At 64.0% G+C, this 16211-nt stretch carries 14 protein-coding genes; 11 read left to right on the top strand and 3 right to left on the bottom strand.

The annotated features are described in order from the left end of the window. The gene (gene polA / locus AC1DYW_RS24280) at positions 1-2955 is read right to left on the bottom strand and encodes a DNA polymerase I (RefSeq protein ID WP_477228089.1); all 2955 of its coding nucleotides are present in this window, start codon (positions 2953-2955) and stop codon (positions 1-3) included. 421 nt (positions 2956-3376) lie between these two features. Here polA and AC1DYW_RS24285 point away from each other — a divergent pair, with 421 nt between their 5' ends. The 8 genes from AC1DYW_RS24285 to AC1DYW_RS24320 all read left to right on the top strand — a co-directional run bounded on the left by AC1DYW_RS24285 (position 3377) and on the right by AC1DYW_RS24320 (position 10057). Then, positions 3377-4762, top strand: coding sequence for a M20/M25/M40 family metallo-hydrolase (locus tag AC1DYW_RS24285; RefSeq protein WP_477227883.1), 1386 nt, complete (start codon positions 3377-3379; stop codon positions 4760-4762). A 125-nt stretch (positions 4763-4887) separates the two neighbouring features. Next, complete coding sequence (locus tag AC1DYW_RS24290) at positions 4888-5508, top strand: ribonuclease D (protein WP_095084743.1); 621 nt, start codon at positions 4888-4890, stop codon at positions 5506-5508. A 99-nt stretch (positions 5509-5607) separates the two neighbouring features. Continuing rightward, on the top strand, positions 5608-5811 hold the full coding sequence (locus AC1DYW_RS24295; protein WP_095084999.1) for a hypothetical protein: 204 nt from the start codon (positions 5608-5610) through the stop codon (positions 5809-5811). A gap of 110 nt (positions 5812-5921) precedes the next feature. Beyond that, on the top strand, positions 5922-6176 hold the full coding sequence (locus tag AC1DYW_RS24300; protein WP_457153965.1) for a GlsB/YeaQ/YmgE family stress response membrane protein: 255 nt from the start codon (positions 5922-5924) through the stop codon (positions 6174-6176). 25 nt (positions 6177-6201) lie between these two features. After that, positions 6202-6348 carry a hypothetical protein gene (locus AC1DYW_RS24305; protein WP_477227884.1) on the top strand — a complete coding sequence of 49 codons (147 nt, stop codon included), beginning with the start codon at positions 6202-6204 and terminating at the stop codon, positions 6346-6348. Between the two features lie 190 nt (positions 6349-6538). Further along, positions 6539-8818 carry a transglycosylase domain-containing protein gene (locus AC1DYW_RS24310; protein ID WP_477227885.1) on the top strand — a complete coding sequence of 760 codons (2280 nt, stop codon included), beginning with the start codon at positions 6539-6541 and terminating at the stop codon, positions 8816-8818. 48 nt (positions 8819-8866) lie between these two features. Then, positions 8867-9190 carry a hypothetical protein gene (locus tag AC1DYW_RS24315; protein ID WP_477227886.1) on the top strand — a complete coding sequence of 108 codons (324 nt, stop codon included), beginning with the start codon at positions 8867-8869 and terminating at the stop codon, positions 9188-9190. 114 nt (positions 9191-9304) lie between these two features. Then, a complete protein-coding gene (locus AC1DYW_RS24320) occupies positions 9305-10057 on the top strand; it encodes an SDR family NAD(P)-dependent oxidoreductase (protein WP_095199543.1) in 753 nt (250 codons plus the stop codon). Positions 10058-10131: 74 nt separating this feature from the next. Here the strand turns inward: AC1DYW_RS24320 and AC1DYW_RS24325 are convergent, their stop codons facing one another. Continuing rightward, entirely contained in the window at positions 10132-11052 is a 921-nt protein-coding gene (locus tag AC1DYW_RS24325) for a zinc-binding dehydrogenase (protein WP_477227887.1), read from the bottom strand. Between the two features lie 202 nt (positions 11053-11254). Here AC1DYW_RS24325 and AC1DYW_RS24330 point away from each other — a divergent pair, with 202 nt between their 5' ends. Further along, positions 11255-12064 (top strand): AraC family transcriptional regulator, encoded by an 810-nt coding sequence (locus tag AC1DYW_RS24330; protein ID WP_477227888.1) that lies wholly within the window; start codon positions 11255-11257, stop codon positions 12062-12064. 92 nt (positions 12065-12156) lie between these two features. On the opposite strand, the gene AC1DYW_RS24335 is transcribed toward AC1DYW_RS24330, so the two are convergent. Beyond that, positions 12157-13944: a cation:proton antiporter domain-containing protein gene (locus AC1DYW_RS24335; RefSeq protein ID WP_477227889.1), complete on the bottom strand. Its 1788-nt coding sequence runs from the start codon at positions 13942-13944 to the stop codon at positions 12157-12159. Between the two features lie 487 nt (positions 13945-14431). On the opposite strand from AC1DYW_RS24335, the gene cysG reads away from it, so the two are divergent. Further along, complete coding sequence (cysG, locus tag AC1DYW_RS24340; RefSeq protein ID WP_477227890.1) at positions 14432-15883, top strand: siroheme synthase CysG; 1452 nt, start codon at positions 14432-14434, stop codon at positions 15881-15883. Beyond that, positions 15880-16185: a DUF2849 domain-containing protein gene (locus AC1DYW_RS24345; RefSeq protein ID WP_477227891.1), complete on the top strand. Its 306-nt coding sequence runs from the start codon at positions 15880-15882 to the stop codon at positions 16183-16185. The genes cysG and AC1DYW_RS24345 overlap by 4 nt, the downstream gene beginning before the upstream one ends. Positions 16186-16211: the final 26 nt, after the last annotated feature.

Raw genomic sequence — 16211 nt, forward strand, 5'->3', positions numbered from 1 at the left:
TCAATGTGCCTCGTCCCAGTTGTTGGCGGCGCGGGCGTCGACATGCAGCGGCACCGACATCGACACCGCCGGCATCGCCGCGTTCTCCATGATGTGACGCACGACGGGGATCGTCGCCTCGACTTCAGCTTCGACCGTCTCGAAGATCAGCTCGTCATGCACCTGCAGCAGCATGCGGGCCGACAGCTTCGCCTTCTCCAGCGCCTCGTCCATGCGCACCATGGCGCGGCGGATGATGTCGGCGGCGGTGCCTTGCAGGCGGGCGTTGATCGATGCGCGCTCGTTGAACGCGCGGACCGAGGGATTGGAGGATCGGATGTCAGGATAGTGGATGCGGCGGCCGAAGATCGTTTCGACGAAGCCGTGCTCGCGGGCGTAGGCCTTGGTCTCCTCGATGTAGTCGCGGATACCGGGGAAGCGCTCGAAATACTTCTTGATGTAGTTGCTAGCTTCCTCGCGCGGGATCGACAGCTGGTTGGCGAGGCCGAAGGCGGAAATGCCATAGATGATGCCGAAATTGATCGCCTTGGCGCGACGGCGGACTTCCGAAGGCATGCCCTCTACCGGCACGTTGAACATTTCCGATGCGGTGATGGCATGAATGTCGGCGCCATCGGCGAAGGCCTGTCGCAGTTGCGGGATTTCGGCGACGTGGGCGAGCACCCGCAGCTCGATCTGGCTATAGTCGGCCGAGACCAGCCGGTTGCCCCTGTCGGCGATGAAAGCGGTCCTGATCTTGCGGCCTTCGGAGGTGCGCACCGGAATGTTCTGCAGGTTCGGATCGGATGACGACAGCCGGCCCGTCGTCGTCGCCGCCAGTGCGTAGGAAGTGTGGACGCGCTTGGTGTCCGGATGGATGAAGCCGGGCAGCGCATCGGTGTAGGTCGATTTCAGCTTGGTCAGCTGGCGCCAGTCGACGATCTTGCGCGGCAGTTCATGGCCTTCGGCGGCGAGGTCTTCGAGAAGCTGCGCCGAGGTCGACCATTGCCCGGTCTTGGTTTTCGAACCCCCGGGCAGACCCATGCGGCCGAACAGGATGTCGCCAAGCTGTTTTGGCGAGCCGATGTTGATGCGCTCGCCGATGAGCTGATAGATTTCCTCTTCGAGGCGAGCGGCGCCCTGCGCCAGTTCGCCCGAGAGCCGCGACAGGATCTGCCGGTCGACGGAGATGCCGCGCTGTTCCATGCGCGCCAGCACCGGCACCAGCGGCCGCTCTAGCCGTTCATAGACCGACACCAGGCCCTTGGCGGCAAGCCGCGGCTTCAGCACCAGCCAGAGCCGCATCGTCATATCGGCGTCCTCGGCGGCATGAGCCGTCGCCCTGTCGATGTCGACCTGATCGAAACCGACGGAGCTTTTGCCCGAGCCGATAACCTCCTTGAGCTGGAGAGGGGTGTGGCCAAGCCATTTCTCGGCAAGCGAGTCCATGCCGTGACCATGAGGGGTGCCGGCATCGAGCACATAGGAGATCAGCATGGTGTCGTCAAAAGGCGCGACATCGATGCCATAGCGGCTCATGATGACCAGATCGTATTTCAGGTTCTGTGCGATCTTGAGAACCGACCGGTCCTCCAGCAGCGGTTTCAGCACGGCCAGCGCCTCGCGAAGCTGGATCTGGTTTTCGACCGCGCCGCCCCCGAGCAGATCACCGTTACCGCTCTTGTGGGCAAAAGGAATGTAGGCGGCGCGGCCGGGCGCCGTGGCAATGGACATGCCGATCAACTCGGCCTGCATCGGATCGGCCGACGTCGCCCTCACGTCGAAAGCGGCAAGCCCGGTCTCGGTTGCCTCGGCGACCCAGGCTTTCAAGGTCGCGACATCGCGGATGCAATGATAGGCCGACGTATCGATCTTGCGGGTGGCGGCGCTCTCCAACCGCAGTGCGGCGAGCAGGGAAGGGGTGTCGCCGCTGATGGGTTTGTCGGCGCCCGGGGCCTGGTTTGCCGCGCCGTCTCCGCCGGTCTTGGCAGGTCGGACGTTGGAAGTTCCCGCGCCGACATCGGGGCCATGCGCGGCGTCGGCACGCTCGACGGTCACCGCGACGGCCTGGACGTCGCCGGCCTCGGTGCCGGTTGCTTCCGCCACGCGGCGGGTCAGCGAGGTGAATTCCATGGTCTTGAGGAAGCCGATCAGCTTCGGTCCGTCCGGCGCGTGCAGGATGAAGTCGTCCAGACCCTCTGCCACCGGAACGTCGGCCTTCAGCGTCACCAACTGGCGTGAAATGCGCGCCTTGTCGGCGTTGGCGATGATCGATTCCCGCCTTTTGTCCTGCTTGATCTCGCCGGCGCGGGCCAGCAGCCCGTCGAGGTCGCCAAACTGCTCCAGCAGTTGCGCCGCCGTCTTCGGCCCGATGCCGGGCACGCCGGGCACATTGTCGACGGAATCACCGGTCAGCGCCTGCAGGTCGACCATCTTTTCCGGCGGCACGCCCCATTTCTCGATGACTTCCGGAATGCCAATCTGGCGGTCCTTCATCGGGTCGTACATGCCGACCGTGTCGCCGACCAACTGCATCAGGTCCTTGTCGGAGGAGATGATGGTGGTGTCGCCGCCGGCTTCCCGGGCCAGCCTGGCATAAGTGGCGATCAGGTCGTCGGCCTCGTAGCCTTCGATCTCGATGCAAGGCAGGTTGAACGCCCTGGTCGCCTGGCGGATCAGGCCGAATTGCGGGATCAGGTCTTCCGGCGGCGCCGAGCGGTTGGCCTTGTATTCGGGGTAGAGATCGTTGCGGAAGGTTTTCGAGGAATAATCGAAAATAACGGCGAAATGCGTCGGCACAATGCCTACATCGGTGTTGCGGGCATCCAGCATCAGCTTCCACAGCATGTTGCAGAAGCCGGAAACGGCGCCGACCGGCAGGCCGTCGGATTTGCGGGTCAGCGGTGGCAGTGCATGATAGGCACGGAAGATGTAACCGGAGCCGTCGATAAGGAAGAGATGATCGCCTTTTTTCATGTCGGCAGGGATAGCGCGGCTCGATGCTGCGGTCCATGCCAAAGGCGCCGGCACCCACCGGTTCCGGCAACACCCTGACAGAATGGCAGCGGCCGGACTGCTCACGCCCATGTTACAAAAGTGTAATTTTCATGCCCTTGAATCGCCACGTTCAAAGACCCAAATAAACGTCATCGGCAGTTTTCGCCGAAGTCCGGAGCAAGGCCCGTCCCCCGCCTATCCCGGACACCTGCGGCAGCCTATCCCCCCTCTCCGGGCTGCCGCATCGTTTCGAGTAGAAGGCCGCCGTGGTTCCCCCTCCACCACGGCGGTCTTTTTTTGTCGTTCGAGGCGCATTGCGCGCCTTGGTCCAATCGTCCCGGGCTTTTCGTTCGCCCAGTCTGCCTTTACGGTCCCGGCACTGAATCGAAAGGCTTCACAAATGTCCGCAGTTTCCCCCGTTCTCGATCGCCTCGACAAGAATCTCGACCAGAGCCTTGAGCGCCTGTTCGGCCTGCTCAGGATCAAGTCGATCTCCACCGATCCGGCCTATGGCGCCGACTGCCGCAAGGCGGCGGAATGGCTGGTGGCAGACCTCAAGCTGATCGGTTTCGACGCCAGCGTGCGCGACACGCCCGGATACCCGATGGTCGTTGCGCATCATGATGGACCAGCCGGCTCGCCGCATGTGCTGTTCTACGGCCACTACGACGTGCAGCCGGTCGATCCGATCGAATTGTGGGAAAGCGATCCGTTTTCGCCTGCGGTCAAGGAAATCGAGCCCGGCCACAAGGTGATCACCGGGCGTGGTTCGGCCGACGACAAGGGCCAACTGATGACCTTCGTCGAGGCATGCCGGGCCTGGAAGCAGGTGCATGGCAATTTGCCGTGCCGAATCACCATCCTGTTCGAGGGCGAGGAGGAATCCGGCTCACCGTCGCTGAAACCGTTCCTCGAAGCCAATGCCGACGAGCTGAAGGCCGATTTCGCGCTGGTCTGCGATACCAGCATGTGGGACCGCGACACGCCGTCGATCTGCGTCGGGCTGCGCGGAATGGTCGGTGAGGAGATCACGGTGAAGGCCGCCGATCGCGACCTGCATTCCGGCCTCTATGGCGGTGCCGCCGCCAACCCGATCCGCATCCTGGCCAAGGTTTTGGCCGATATCCACGACAAGGACGGCCACATCACCATTCCAGGCTTCTATGACGGCGTCGAGGAAACGCCGTCGCAGATCCTGAAATCATGGGAGACGCTTGGCGAGACGGCCGAGACGTTCCTCGGACCCGTCGGCCTGTCGATCCCGTCGGGTGAGAAGGGCCGCTCAGTGCTGGAACTGACGTGGGCGCGGCCGACGGCCGAGTTCAACGGCATCATCGGCGGCTACACCGGCAAGGGCTTCAAGACGGTGATCGCGGCGGAAGCCTCGGCAAAGGTCTCGTTCCGCCTCGTCCACAAGCAGGACCCGGCGAAGATCCGCGCTGCGTTCCAGAAGTTCGTCAGGGAGCGCATTCCGGCCGACTGTTCGGTCGAATTCCACCCGCATGGCGGCTCGCCGGCAATCCAGCTTTCCTATGACTCGCCGTTCCTGGCCAAGGCCAAGAACGCGCTGTCCGACGAATGGCCGAAGCCGGCGGTGACGACGGGCGGCGGCGGCTCGATTCCCGTCGTTGGCGACTTCCAGACTTATCTCGGCATGGAATCGCTGCTGGTCGGCTTCGGCCTCGACGATGACCGCATCCACTCGCCCAACGAGAAATACGAGCTCAGCTCCTTCCACAAGGGCCAGCGTTCCTGGGCGCGGATTCTGGAGGCGTTGACGCGCTGAGGCGGCGAGACCCCAGTTTTCCTGTTGATTTTTCAGCGGATCGCGGCGAGGACGGGCCACGAGACAAAAGCGACACGGCGTCCCTTGCGCTTCAAGGGATGCCGCAGACTCGACCGGAGAAGACAATGGCCGACATCCGTTTCCACAAAAATGACCTGCCCGACCTGTCGCACTACAATGTCGGGGCGGTGGCCATCGACACCGAGACGCTGGGGCTCAACCCGCATCGCGACCGGCTGTGCGTGGTGCAGATTTCGCCGGGCGATGGCACAGCCGACGTGATCCAGATCGCACCCGGCCAGAAGAAGGCGCCGAACCTTGTCAGCCTGCTTAGAAATCGCGGCGTGACCAAGTTGTTCCATTACGGCCGCTTCGACCTTGCCGTGCTTTACAATGCGTTCGGGGTGATGCCCGAGCCGGTGTTCTGCACCAAGATCGCCTCGCGGCTGACCCGCACCTACACCGACCGGCACGGGTTGAAGGACATCTGCTTCGAGCTTCTCGGCGTCGGCCTGTCCAAGGCACAGCAATCGTCGGACTGGGCGGCCGAGACGCTGTCGCCCGAACAGCTCGAATACGCCGCTTCCGATGTGCTCTATTTGCACCGTTTGCGCGATGTGCTGGCCGGGCGGCTGGCGCGAGACGGGCGCACCAAGGAGGCCGATGCCTGCTTCCGCTTCCTGCCGACGCGTGCCAAACTCGATCTCATGGGCTGGGACGAAGAGGATATCTTCGCCCACAGCTGATGACCTTGGTTAGACTCTGCTGCCGGCGACCCGTTTGGAACCAGATGCAGGGCGCCGCGTTGTGTCGGCTGAGTCTGGTCTGTTCAAAGGGGGGATGACATGGCGGACAGAAAGCCGATAGCGACCGCTCCGACCGACGGTTCAAAGGTCTCCGTCACCTGGAAGGACAGCGACGGCGTCATCAACGAATCCATCGCGCAATATCGCGACGACGGCTGGTGGGTCTACACCGACAGCCATACGCAAAAGAAGGTCGAGCCGACCAGCTGGCGGCCTGCCGCAAGCGACGATGACGACCAATGAGCGCGCCGCTGGCGAGGCTGGCTGCTTTCGAATAGCCTGAAATCGTTGATATCGAGGCCGATTCGGAGCTTTCCGCTCCGCGCTCGCCCTCTTGCTCGGAGGAAATCGTCATGGGTGTCGAAAGCCTGCTCGTCTTCATCATCATTGGTGCCATCGCCGGCTGGCTCGCCGGTCTCATCGTGTCCGGCTTCGGCTTCGGCCTGATCGGCAACATCATCGTCGGCATCGTCGGCGCGTTCATCGCCGGCTGGCTGTTCCCGCGGATCGGCTTCTCCATCGGAGGCGGCGTTCTCGCGGCGATCATCCACGCCACGATCGGCGCCATCATCCTTTTGGTGCTGGTCAAGGTCCTGAAACGAGCTTGACGCTCGACAACCGAAAGAGCGCGCCATGAAACAGAATACGCTCTATCTCGTCATTGGCGCGCTCGTCGTCGTGGTCATCGCGCTCGGCATCCATGTCTATCGCGAGCAGACCAAACCGAAGGGCGTCGAGCTCAAGATCGACGACAAAGGCATCTCGATCCAGCAGAATTGACGGCGCCGGACCGGCGCTGACCGCCGCCGTCTTGTTGCGTAAACGGGCGGCGCTGATATGCCGTTCCGGCCGATCCGCAAGCAATTGAATCCACATTGCTTCGATTTTTCCCGACTTAACCCGCCTTTAAACCGCCGCATCTACTCTTCAACCCGAACGCCATAGGCATCGGGGATATCAAGCACAGCGCATGGCGAACCGCAGAGACAGTCGCATCGAACCCAGTTTCGAGGGACCGCCGCAGGCGAAATCCTCGGCGGGTCTTTCGGTGAACGAGGAGGATCGCGTCGTGCCGAGCAACCGCAAAGCCTCCGCAAAACGCAAGCCGGCCAAGGGAAAATCGTCGCGCGGCGGGCGCGGCAGAAGCCGGCGCGGCCTGTTCGGCGTGCTCGGCCGGCTGTTCTACTGGTGCTTCGTGCTCGCCATCTGGGGCGGCATCGCGGCGGCCGGCATCGTCATCTACTACGGCGCCAAGATGCCGGCGGCCACAACCTGGTCCATCCCCGACCGCGCCCCCAACATCAAGATCGTCTCAGTCGACAACCAACTGCTCGCCAATCGAGGCATGAGCGGTGGCGAGGCCGTCGGCTTACACGAAATGTCGCCCTATATCCCCGAGGCCGTCATCGCCATCGAGGATCGCCGCTTCTACTCGCATTTCGGCATCGACCCGATCGGGCTGTCGCGCGCGATGGTGACCAATCTGCTTGGCGGGCATTTCTCGCAAGGCGGTTCGACGCTGACCCAGCAATTGGCCAAGAACCTGTTCCTGACGCCCGACCGTACGCTGGAGCGCAAGGTGCAGGAGGTATTGCTGGCGCTATGGCTCGAGCACAAGCACACCAAGGACCAGATCCTCGAAATGTACCTCAACCGGGTCTATTTCGGTTCCGGCGCCTACGGCGTCGAGGCGGCCTCGCGCCGCTATTTCGGCAAGAGCGCGCGCGACGTCACCCTGTCGGAAGCAGCCCTGCTTGCCGGCCTGCTGAAGGCGCCGTCGCGGCTGTCACCGGCGCGCGATCCGAAGGCCGCCGAGGAACGCTCGCAGCTCGTGCTTGCCGCCATGCGCGACGAGGGCAAGATCAGCGCCAAGGAGCTGACTTCCGCGATGAGCGCGCCGGCGACGCGCGCGCCGTCGTACTGGACCGGCTCGGAGAACTACGTCGCCGACACCATCATGGAGGAACTGCCTGACCTGATCGGCGACGTGCGCGGCGACATCGTCGTCGACAGCACCGTCGACCTGACGCTGCAGAAACTCGCCGAACAGTCGATCCGCAAGTTGATCGACGACAGCGGTAAGAAGCTGAACGTCACCCAGGGCGCCCTGGTGTCGATCGACGATTCCGGCGCCGTGCGCGCCATGGTCGGTGGCTACGACTATTCCACCAGCCAGTTCGATCGCGCCTCGGAAGCACGCCGCCAGCCGGGCTCGGCGTTCAAGCCATTCGTCTATATGGCCGCCCTCGAGGCCGGTCGCACGCCCGACAGCGTGCGCAACGATGCGCCGATCAAGATCGGCAACTGGACGCCCGACAATTACGGCGGCAAGTATTTCGGCAAGGTGACGCTGGCCACCGCGCTGGCAAAATCGCTGAATTCGGTCGCTGCCCAACTGACCATGGAGGTCGGGCCGAACGCCGTCGTCGAGGCGGCACACCGCATGGGGATCCAGTCCGAGCTGCAGTCCAACACCTCGATCGCGCTCGGCACCTCGGAGGTGACGCCGCTTGAACTGACATCGGCCTACGTACCCTTCGCCAATGGCGGCTACAAGCCGGACATCCATTTCATCCGCCGCGTGACGACCACCGACGGCAAGGTGCTCTACGACAGCGGCGGCGGCAGCGCGCCGCGCGTCGTCAAGCCCGAGATCGTCGGAATGATGAACTCGATGATGACCGGCACAGTCGAGACCGGCACCGCCAGGAAGGCGGCTTTTGCTTGGCCGTCGGCCGGTAAGACCGGCACCAGCCAGAATTCGCGTGACGCGTGGTTCGTCGGCTACACCGCCAATCTCACCACCGGCGTCTGGTTCGGCAATGACGACGGCAGCCCGATGAAGAAGGTCACCGGCGGCGCGCTGCCGGCGCAGGCCTGGCACGAATTCATGGTCGCCGCGCATGAGGGCGTGCCGGTGCGGCCGCTGCCCGGCACCTGGAAGTCGACCCCCGCCGACACGATCGTGCCCGACGAGATACCTTCGGCAAACAACAGCCAGCCGGCGCCGGTTCCGCCCGCCTCCGTTGGTCAGCAGGCGCCGGCCGCGCAGGCTGCTGCGCCGGTCACGCCGCCGCCAACCCCGGTCCGCGCCGTGCGTCCCGCCCAGACCGTTGATGCCGATGGCCTTGCCATGCCGGAGGACGAGGGCGCCACCGCTTCGATCAAGCATCCGGTGCCGCCCGGCAATGTCGGCGGTCCGCTGAAGAAGAAGCAGACCTCGATCCTCGACATCCTCGGCGGCGGCTAAGCTGCTCCGGAGGCCGGTCGGCTGTCGCTACCGATGGACGAGGCTGGAATGGACGACGTCAAAAGGGAAAAATTCAACCATTTGAGCTGGTGGCAATGGCTCTTGCTATTGTCGATGCCAGCGTGCGTTGTGGTGTTCAGGCATTTGCCGAACCTGCGTTTTTCTGATCCAGCGTATCTGTTCCACGAAAGAATAGGCGCGATCATCGGAACGGTCATTATTGGGTGTCTGGTACCTTATGGCATTGCCTGGGTCTGTGGGCTCCTGATGCGGAGATCACGCGTCGGCTTCCAATGTGTTCTCTGGTTTTTGGCACCGGCAACTTTTCTTCTTAATCTCGCCCTGCTTTTTGATTGCCCGACCTGCTACTAGCGAGAAGGACGCTGGCCTGTCGGCTTCCCGGTCTCATGTCCGGTCGAATGGTGACATTTCGGCCTCTCGCTACGTCGGCGGCATTCGGCTACATCTGCCGACTGGAGACCCAAAATGGCTGAACTCGACACCCGAAAAACCATCGTGCTGACCGGCGCCAGCCGCGGCATAGGCCACGCCACGGTCAAGCGCTTTTCGCGCGAGGGCTGGCGCGTCATCACTTGTTCGAGGCAGGCCTTTGCCGAGGATTGCCCGTGGCCGGCCGGGCCGGAAGACCACATCAAGGTCGATCTCGCCGACCAGGAAGATGTCGGCATCGCGGTGTCGGAAATCCGCCACCGGCTGGAGGCGCATGGCGGCCAGCTGCATGCGTTGGTCAACAATGCCGGCATTTCGCCGAAGCTCAAGGACGGCAACAGCCGGATGGACTCGATCGACACGCCAATGCATGTCTGGCGCGATGTGTTCCAGGTCAATTTCTTCGCGCCGATCATGCTGGCGCGCGGCCTGTTTAAGGAATTGGCGGCGGCCAAGGGCTCGATCGTCAACGTCACTTCGATCGCCGGCACGCGTGTGCATCCTTTCGCCGGCACCGCCTATGCGACATCGAAGGCGGCACTCGGCTCGCTGACGCGCGAGATGGCGCATGATTTCGGCCCGCACGGCATTCGCGTCAACGCCATTGCGCCGGGCGAGATCGACACCGCGATCCTGTCGCCGGGCACGGACAAGATCGTCGAGACGATCCCGCTCAGGCGCCTTGGCACCACGGCTGAGGTCGCCGACATCATCTTCTTCCTGTGCTCGCAGCAGGCGTCCTACGTGACCGGCTCGGAAATCCACATCAATGGCGGCCAGCACGTGTGAGCGGATCGATTTCTTTGTTTTGACGCCATTCCGGACGGAAAACCGCTTCACACTTTTCCTGGAATTGCTCCAACTCATCCGCTTATGGTGAGAACAGCCTTGCCGCTGATGCTGCGCTGTCGCAGTGCGTCGAGGGCCTGGGCGACGTCTGTCCACGGGACGGTCAAGACCACGCGCGTTTCGAGCCGGCCCGCCGCGACCATGGCGAGCAGCGAGGCGATATCCGCGCCAATGCCTGAACCGGAAGTGTAATACGCGAAAGTCTGAAGCCTCGCCCCCTCGTGACCCGGAACGAACTGGCGGAATCCGACTGGCGTGAGTTCGCCGCTGCTCGAGCCGAACATGACGATGGTCCCGCCAGGTGCGACGCGTTCGATCGCGTGTGCGAGGCTTTCGCCGCCGACGGATTCAGTGATCAGCGAAAACGGCCCCTCTGCGAGTTCGATCGACTCGACAACCCGTCCGGCTCCCAGGCGGCGGAGATCCTCGTGGTGTTGGGAGGCGGCGACCGCTGTCACCGAAGCGCCTTGCTGGCGAGCGATCTGGATCTGGAAACGACCGACCGCACCGCTTGCGCCGGTGATCAGGACCTGCTGGCCGGCCAGGTCACCGCCATGGCGCAAGGTCCGTAGCGCCGTCGTGCCCGCGACCGGAAGCGTGGCGGCGGAGACGAAGCTGACGTCATCCGGCAGGACGGCGAGACGGTCGGTTGAAACGGCGACGCGTTCGGCCCAGCCGGCCTGGTCGACCAAAGCCGCAACCCGGGCGCCCGCGGCTGGCCCGGAGCCATCGGCTGCCGAGCGTTCGACAACCCCGACGATATCCTGGCCGGGTATCCAGCCGGTTGAACGTATGGCGAGCAGGCGCAGTTCGCCTCGGTTCAACGAAGTTGCGTGGACCGAGACAAGCGCCTCGTTCGAGCCCGGCTGAGGCTCGTCGAGCTCAGAGAGTTTCAGCCGGGTGGCGCTATCGGGAGAGATGACCAGGGCGAGCATTGCTCATACCTCATTGCTGCGTGGTGGACGCATAGCCTTCGGGGCGGCTGCTATGCATCGGTCTCGCTGGCGGGCAGATGGCCGCCGATCGAAGAACCCCGCAGCGCGCCCCAGACGTGCTCATTCGCAGGCCGAAACCTATCGACTTTCCCACTTGAATAATTTAGCTATCAACGCAATCGATCGCTAAAAACAGTCAATCATGAGACAGCCTCTTCGCTACCCCTGGCTCGATTTCGATGTGGATGCGCTTTCAGAGCCGGCGATTGCCGTGCGCGTCGACGTCACCGAGACCAGGGCCGAGGTCCCCTCCCATTGGCACCGCAAAGGCCAGCTTGTCTTCGCGCTCAGTGGCGGCGTCACCTGCCGTGTCCCCAGCGGCCTGTGGATGGTGCCGCCGCATTGCGGCGTGTGGATTCCCGGCGATATGGAGCACAGCAACATCGCCACCGCCAACGCCCGGGTTTTCTTCGTGTACATCGAGCCGGGAGCCGCCGATCTGCCGGACCGGTGCTGCACACTATCGATCTCGCCGCTGCTGCGCGAACTGATCGTCGAGCTGGCCGATCACGGGCAGGACGACGATTCACGGAAGGCCGTGCTGACGACGGTTCTGCTCAGCGAGCTGCCGCGCATGCCTGTCCAGCAGCTGCATATGCCGATATCGTCAGAGCCGCGCTTGAGGCGCATCGTCGATGCCTTGGCCGAGAATCCTGCCGACCGCAGCAATCTGGCCGAATGGGCCAGGCGTGTCGCTCTCAGCGAGAGCAGCCTGGCTCGCCTGGTGGTGAGAGAGACGGGCCTGAGCTTCGGACGCTGGCGCCAGCAACTGCATCTGATCGTCGCGATACGGGAACTGGCCTCGGGCGCAAGCGTGCAGCAGGTTTCGGCAGATCTCGGCTATGAGTCCGTCACGGCCTTCATCACCATGTTCAAGAAGGCGCTGGGCAAGCCGCCTGCACAGTATCTCAGCAGCGTTGCGCAGAATGGCGGCTCAGCATTCGTTGCGTGATCAATTCGATTGAGGGCGGACGCTTGAGATCGACAGATGCGATCTGTCGCCGGCCATCGGCCAGTCGCGAACCGTAATCGTTCTGGATCGGCTCAGCCAGCGGACGGTTCAGAGGCCTCGGGTGGCTTGTGCCCAAGCACCTCTTCGACGATGCCGCGGGCGATCTCGCGCTCGCCCATGATGACCGTGTCGGCGCCGAGCCCCTTGAGATGCTCGACCTCGGCGTCGGAATGGGCACGGGCGATGACGTTGATGCCGGGGTTGGCGGCCCGCGCCCGCAGCACGATCTGGCCGGCCTCGAAGGCATTGGGGATGGCGAGGATCAGCCGCCTGGCGCCTTCAGGATTGGCGGCGGCGAACACTTCGGCATTCGCCGCATTGCCGGACACGGTCTCGATGCCGTCGGCCTTCAGCCTGGCCAGCGTCTTGTCGGCATCTTCGATGACGAGGAAGGGCAGGGCGGCCTCTTTCAGCGCCGCGCCGACGAGGCTGCCGACACGGCCATAGCCGATCAGGATGGCGTGGTTGGCGAGGGTTGTCCTGGGCGGCGGCTCATCTTCCCTGTTGGTCGTCGCCGCAACCGAGGCCACCTGGCCGGGTTCCGTCGCCGGGCCGACCGGCCTTGCCACGACCGGCGGCGCCGTCCTGGCGGCGCGGGCTTCAAGCCACGGCTTCATCCAGTCGATGGCCAGGAACATCAGCGGGTTGAGGACGATCGACAGGATGGCACCGGCCAGGATGAGGTCGCGGCCCTGTTCGGGCAATAGCTTCAGCCCGACGCCGAGTTCGGCCAGGATGAAGGAAAACTCGCCGATCTGGGCAAGGCTTGCCGAAATCACCAGCGCCGTGGCCAGCGGATAGCCAAAGGCAATGACGATGACGAATGCCGCCAGCGATTTCCCGATGACGATGATGGCGAGCGTCGCCAGGATCGGCCAGCCATTGCTGATCAGGCTGAACGGATCGAACAGCATACCAACCGAGACGAAGAACAGCACCGAAAAGGCATCACGCAGCGGCAGCGATTCCTCGGCGGCGCGATGGCTGAGCTCGGACTCGCTCATGATCATGCCGGCAAAGAAGGCGCCCAACGCCAGCGAAACCCCGAACAGCTTGGCCGCGCCAAAGGCGACGCCAAGCGCAATGGCCAGCACGGCGAGCCGGAACAGTTCGCGCGAGCCGGTGTGGGCGACATAGTGGAGGATCCACGGGATGACCCGGCGGCCGACGACAAGCATGACGACGACGAAGGCGGCGACCTTGGCCAGCGTGACACCAACGACGCCCCAGATGCCGTAGCTGGCCGGCAGCGACAGCAGGCCGCTCACATGGGTGTCCGCCTGCTCCTGGCCGCCGAGCACGCCGGCAAGGGCCGGCAGCAGTACCAGCGCCAGCACCATGGCCAGGTCCTCGACGATCAGCCAGCCGACGGCGATGCGGCCGCGCTCGGTCTCGATCATCCGGCGCTCCTGCAAGGCGCGCAGCAGCACCACGGTCGAGGCGACCGAGAGTGCCAGGCCGAAAACCAGGCCCGCGCCCATCGACCAGCCGAGCATCCAGGACAGCCCGGCGCCGAGCGCGGTGGCAAAGCCGATCTGGACGATGGCGCCGGGCACGGCGATGGCGCGCACCGACAGCAAATCCTTCAGCGAGAAGTGCAGGCCGACGCCGAACATCAGCAGGATGACGCCGATTTCGGCGAGCTCATTGGCAAGGCCGGCATCGGCGACGAAGCCGGGCGTGTTCGGCCCGACCAGCACGCCAGCTACGAGATAGCCGACCAGTGGCGGAATGCGGAAGCGGTTGGCGAGAGCCCCGAAGACGAAAGCCAGCCCCAGACCGGCGACGATGGTGGCGATAAGGGGCGTGTCATGCGGCATTGTCTATGGAGCGCCTTTCAAACCAGAAATGTCGGATGTGCGCCGCCCGAAGCCGCCGCCTGTTTGCAATATGGTGGAAGGGGTGTCGACGATGCAACCCGCAAGCGCGCGAAATCGACGGCGAGAGGCGCAGAAAACAAATAGCCGTCAGAATTCACGCAGATCAAGTCACCACCTGATCGAAAAGGGCAGCGATTTTGCTGCCCTACATGGGTTTTGGTAAGGGTGGCTTTAATCTACCAAATTGGTAGAATTTAGAAAAAACTGTTTTGCGATATTTTCCGTCGGGCGCTAAAAGAGGCGCAAATCAAGGCCTGCGGCAGCAGCTTGAATCCGCCCCATGTGCCAACGAGGAATATTATTCTCTTGGCCGACAGGCTTTCAGAAAAGCGATTGCATCCCGACAAGCGATGCGCGAGTGCGTTCCTTCTGGTTTTTCGCGCCCGCGCGTAGAACTGCAGGCCTGTTCAGGGTTACGCTCGCGTCCATGTCGCACACAACTCCCAAGCTCAATGCCTTCCCCGTCTTCCTGCGGGTCGAAGGGCAGACCGTGGCCATCGTCGGCGGCGGTGACGAGGCGCTGGCCAAGGCGCGGCTGATTGGGCAGTCGAGCGCGGCCCTGCGTATCATTGCGGAACACGCCGAGCCCGACCTGTTGGCCTTCATCGTTCAGGCTGGCGCAAACCATGTGGCCGCCACGTACGACGTGTCGCAGCTCGAAGGCGCGGTCATGGTGTTTGCCGCCAGCGGCGACGAGGAACTCGACCGCCGCGTGGCCGCGGACGCGCGCCGGCTGGGGATCCCGGTCAATGCCGTCGACCGGCCGGAACTCTGTGATTTCTTCACCCCGGCGCTGGTCAACCGCGCGCCGGTTGCCATCGCCATCGGCACGGAAGGGGCAGGCCCGGTGCTTGCCCAGATGCTGCGCAGCCGCATCGACCAGCTGCTGTCGCCGTCGCTTGGGCCGCTGGCAACGCTTGCCGCGTCGTTTCGCGGTGCTGCCGAGAAGCTGCTGCCGAAAGGCAACGCCCGTCGCCGCTTCTGGAGCGACTTTTTCGGTGGCGCGCCTGCCCATGCGGTGGACGCCGGCCAGCTGTCGCAGGCGCATGACGCCGCCGTCGATCTTCTGCTTTCAAACACGCCACCTTCGGGCCATATCGCGCTCGTCGGTGCCGGTCCGGGCGCCGAGGATCTTTTGACCTTGCGCGCCCACCGCCTGCTGATGGAAGCCGATGTCATTGTCCATGACGCGCTGGTGCCGGAAGCGGTCGTCGCCATGGGACGCCGCGATGCCGAGCGCCTGCCGGTCGGCAAACGCAAGGGCTGCCACACCAAGAGCCAGGCCGAGATCAATGCGCTGCTGGTCGAGCTTGGGCGCCAAGGCAAGCGTGTCGTGCGGCTGAAGTCGGGCGATCCGCTGGTGTTCGGCCGGGCCGGCGAGGAGATGGCAGCACTGCGTGATGCCGGCATTGCATACGAGGTGGTTCCGGGTGTTACCGCAGCCTTCGCCGCCGCCGCCGATTTCGAATTGCCGCTGACCTTGCGCGGCGTTTCCTCGTCGATGGTCTTCACGACCGGCCACGACCTCAAGGGCAATTCGCTGCCCGATTGGGCCAAGCTTGCCATTTCGGGCGCGACCGTCGCCGTCTATATGGGCCGCTCGGTGGCGGCCGAGGTTGCCGGCCGCCTGATCGAGGCCGGTCTGTCGCCCGACACGGCGGTGGCCGTGGTCGAAAATGCCAGCCTCGCCAATCGCCGCCGCTTCCACGGCACGCTTGCGGACCTGCCGTCGCTGGAAGCGCGTGCCGATCTTTCCGGCCCGGTCATGACCATCATCGGCGATGCGGTTGCCGGCGCCAACTTTGAACGGTCCGAGCCGCTCGCGGCTCACAGGCATGCAGGCGTGTCCGCAGCTGCCACTGAGGGAGTTCAGCAATGAAGATACTGACCGCCAACCGCCTCAGTGACGGCATTGCCGTCTGGTATGCCGATGGCGGCTGGGCCGAGACGGTAGACCATGCCGACCTCGCGCACGACAAGGCGGCCGAGGATCGCCTGGAGGCGATCGGCGCCAAGGCCTATGCCGCCAACGAAGTGGTCGACGTCAATTTGATCGACGCCGATGTCGTCGACGGCATGGTCGAGCCGGTGCGGTTGCGCGAGAAGATCCGTGCCGCCGGCCCGACCATCCGCAACGATCTCGGCAAGCAGGCTGCCAAGCAGGCGACTCGGGCAGCTTAACAAGACACCAGGCATGGGCGGACGCG

The organism is Mesorhizobium sp. P2_D5 (genome assembly GCF_056404355.1).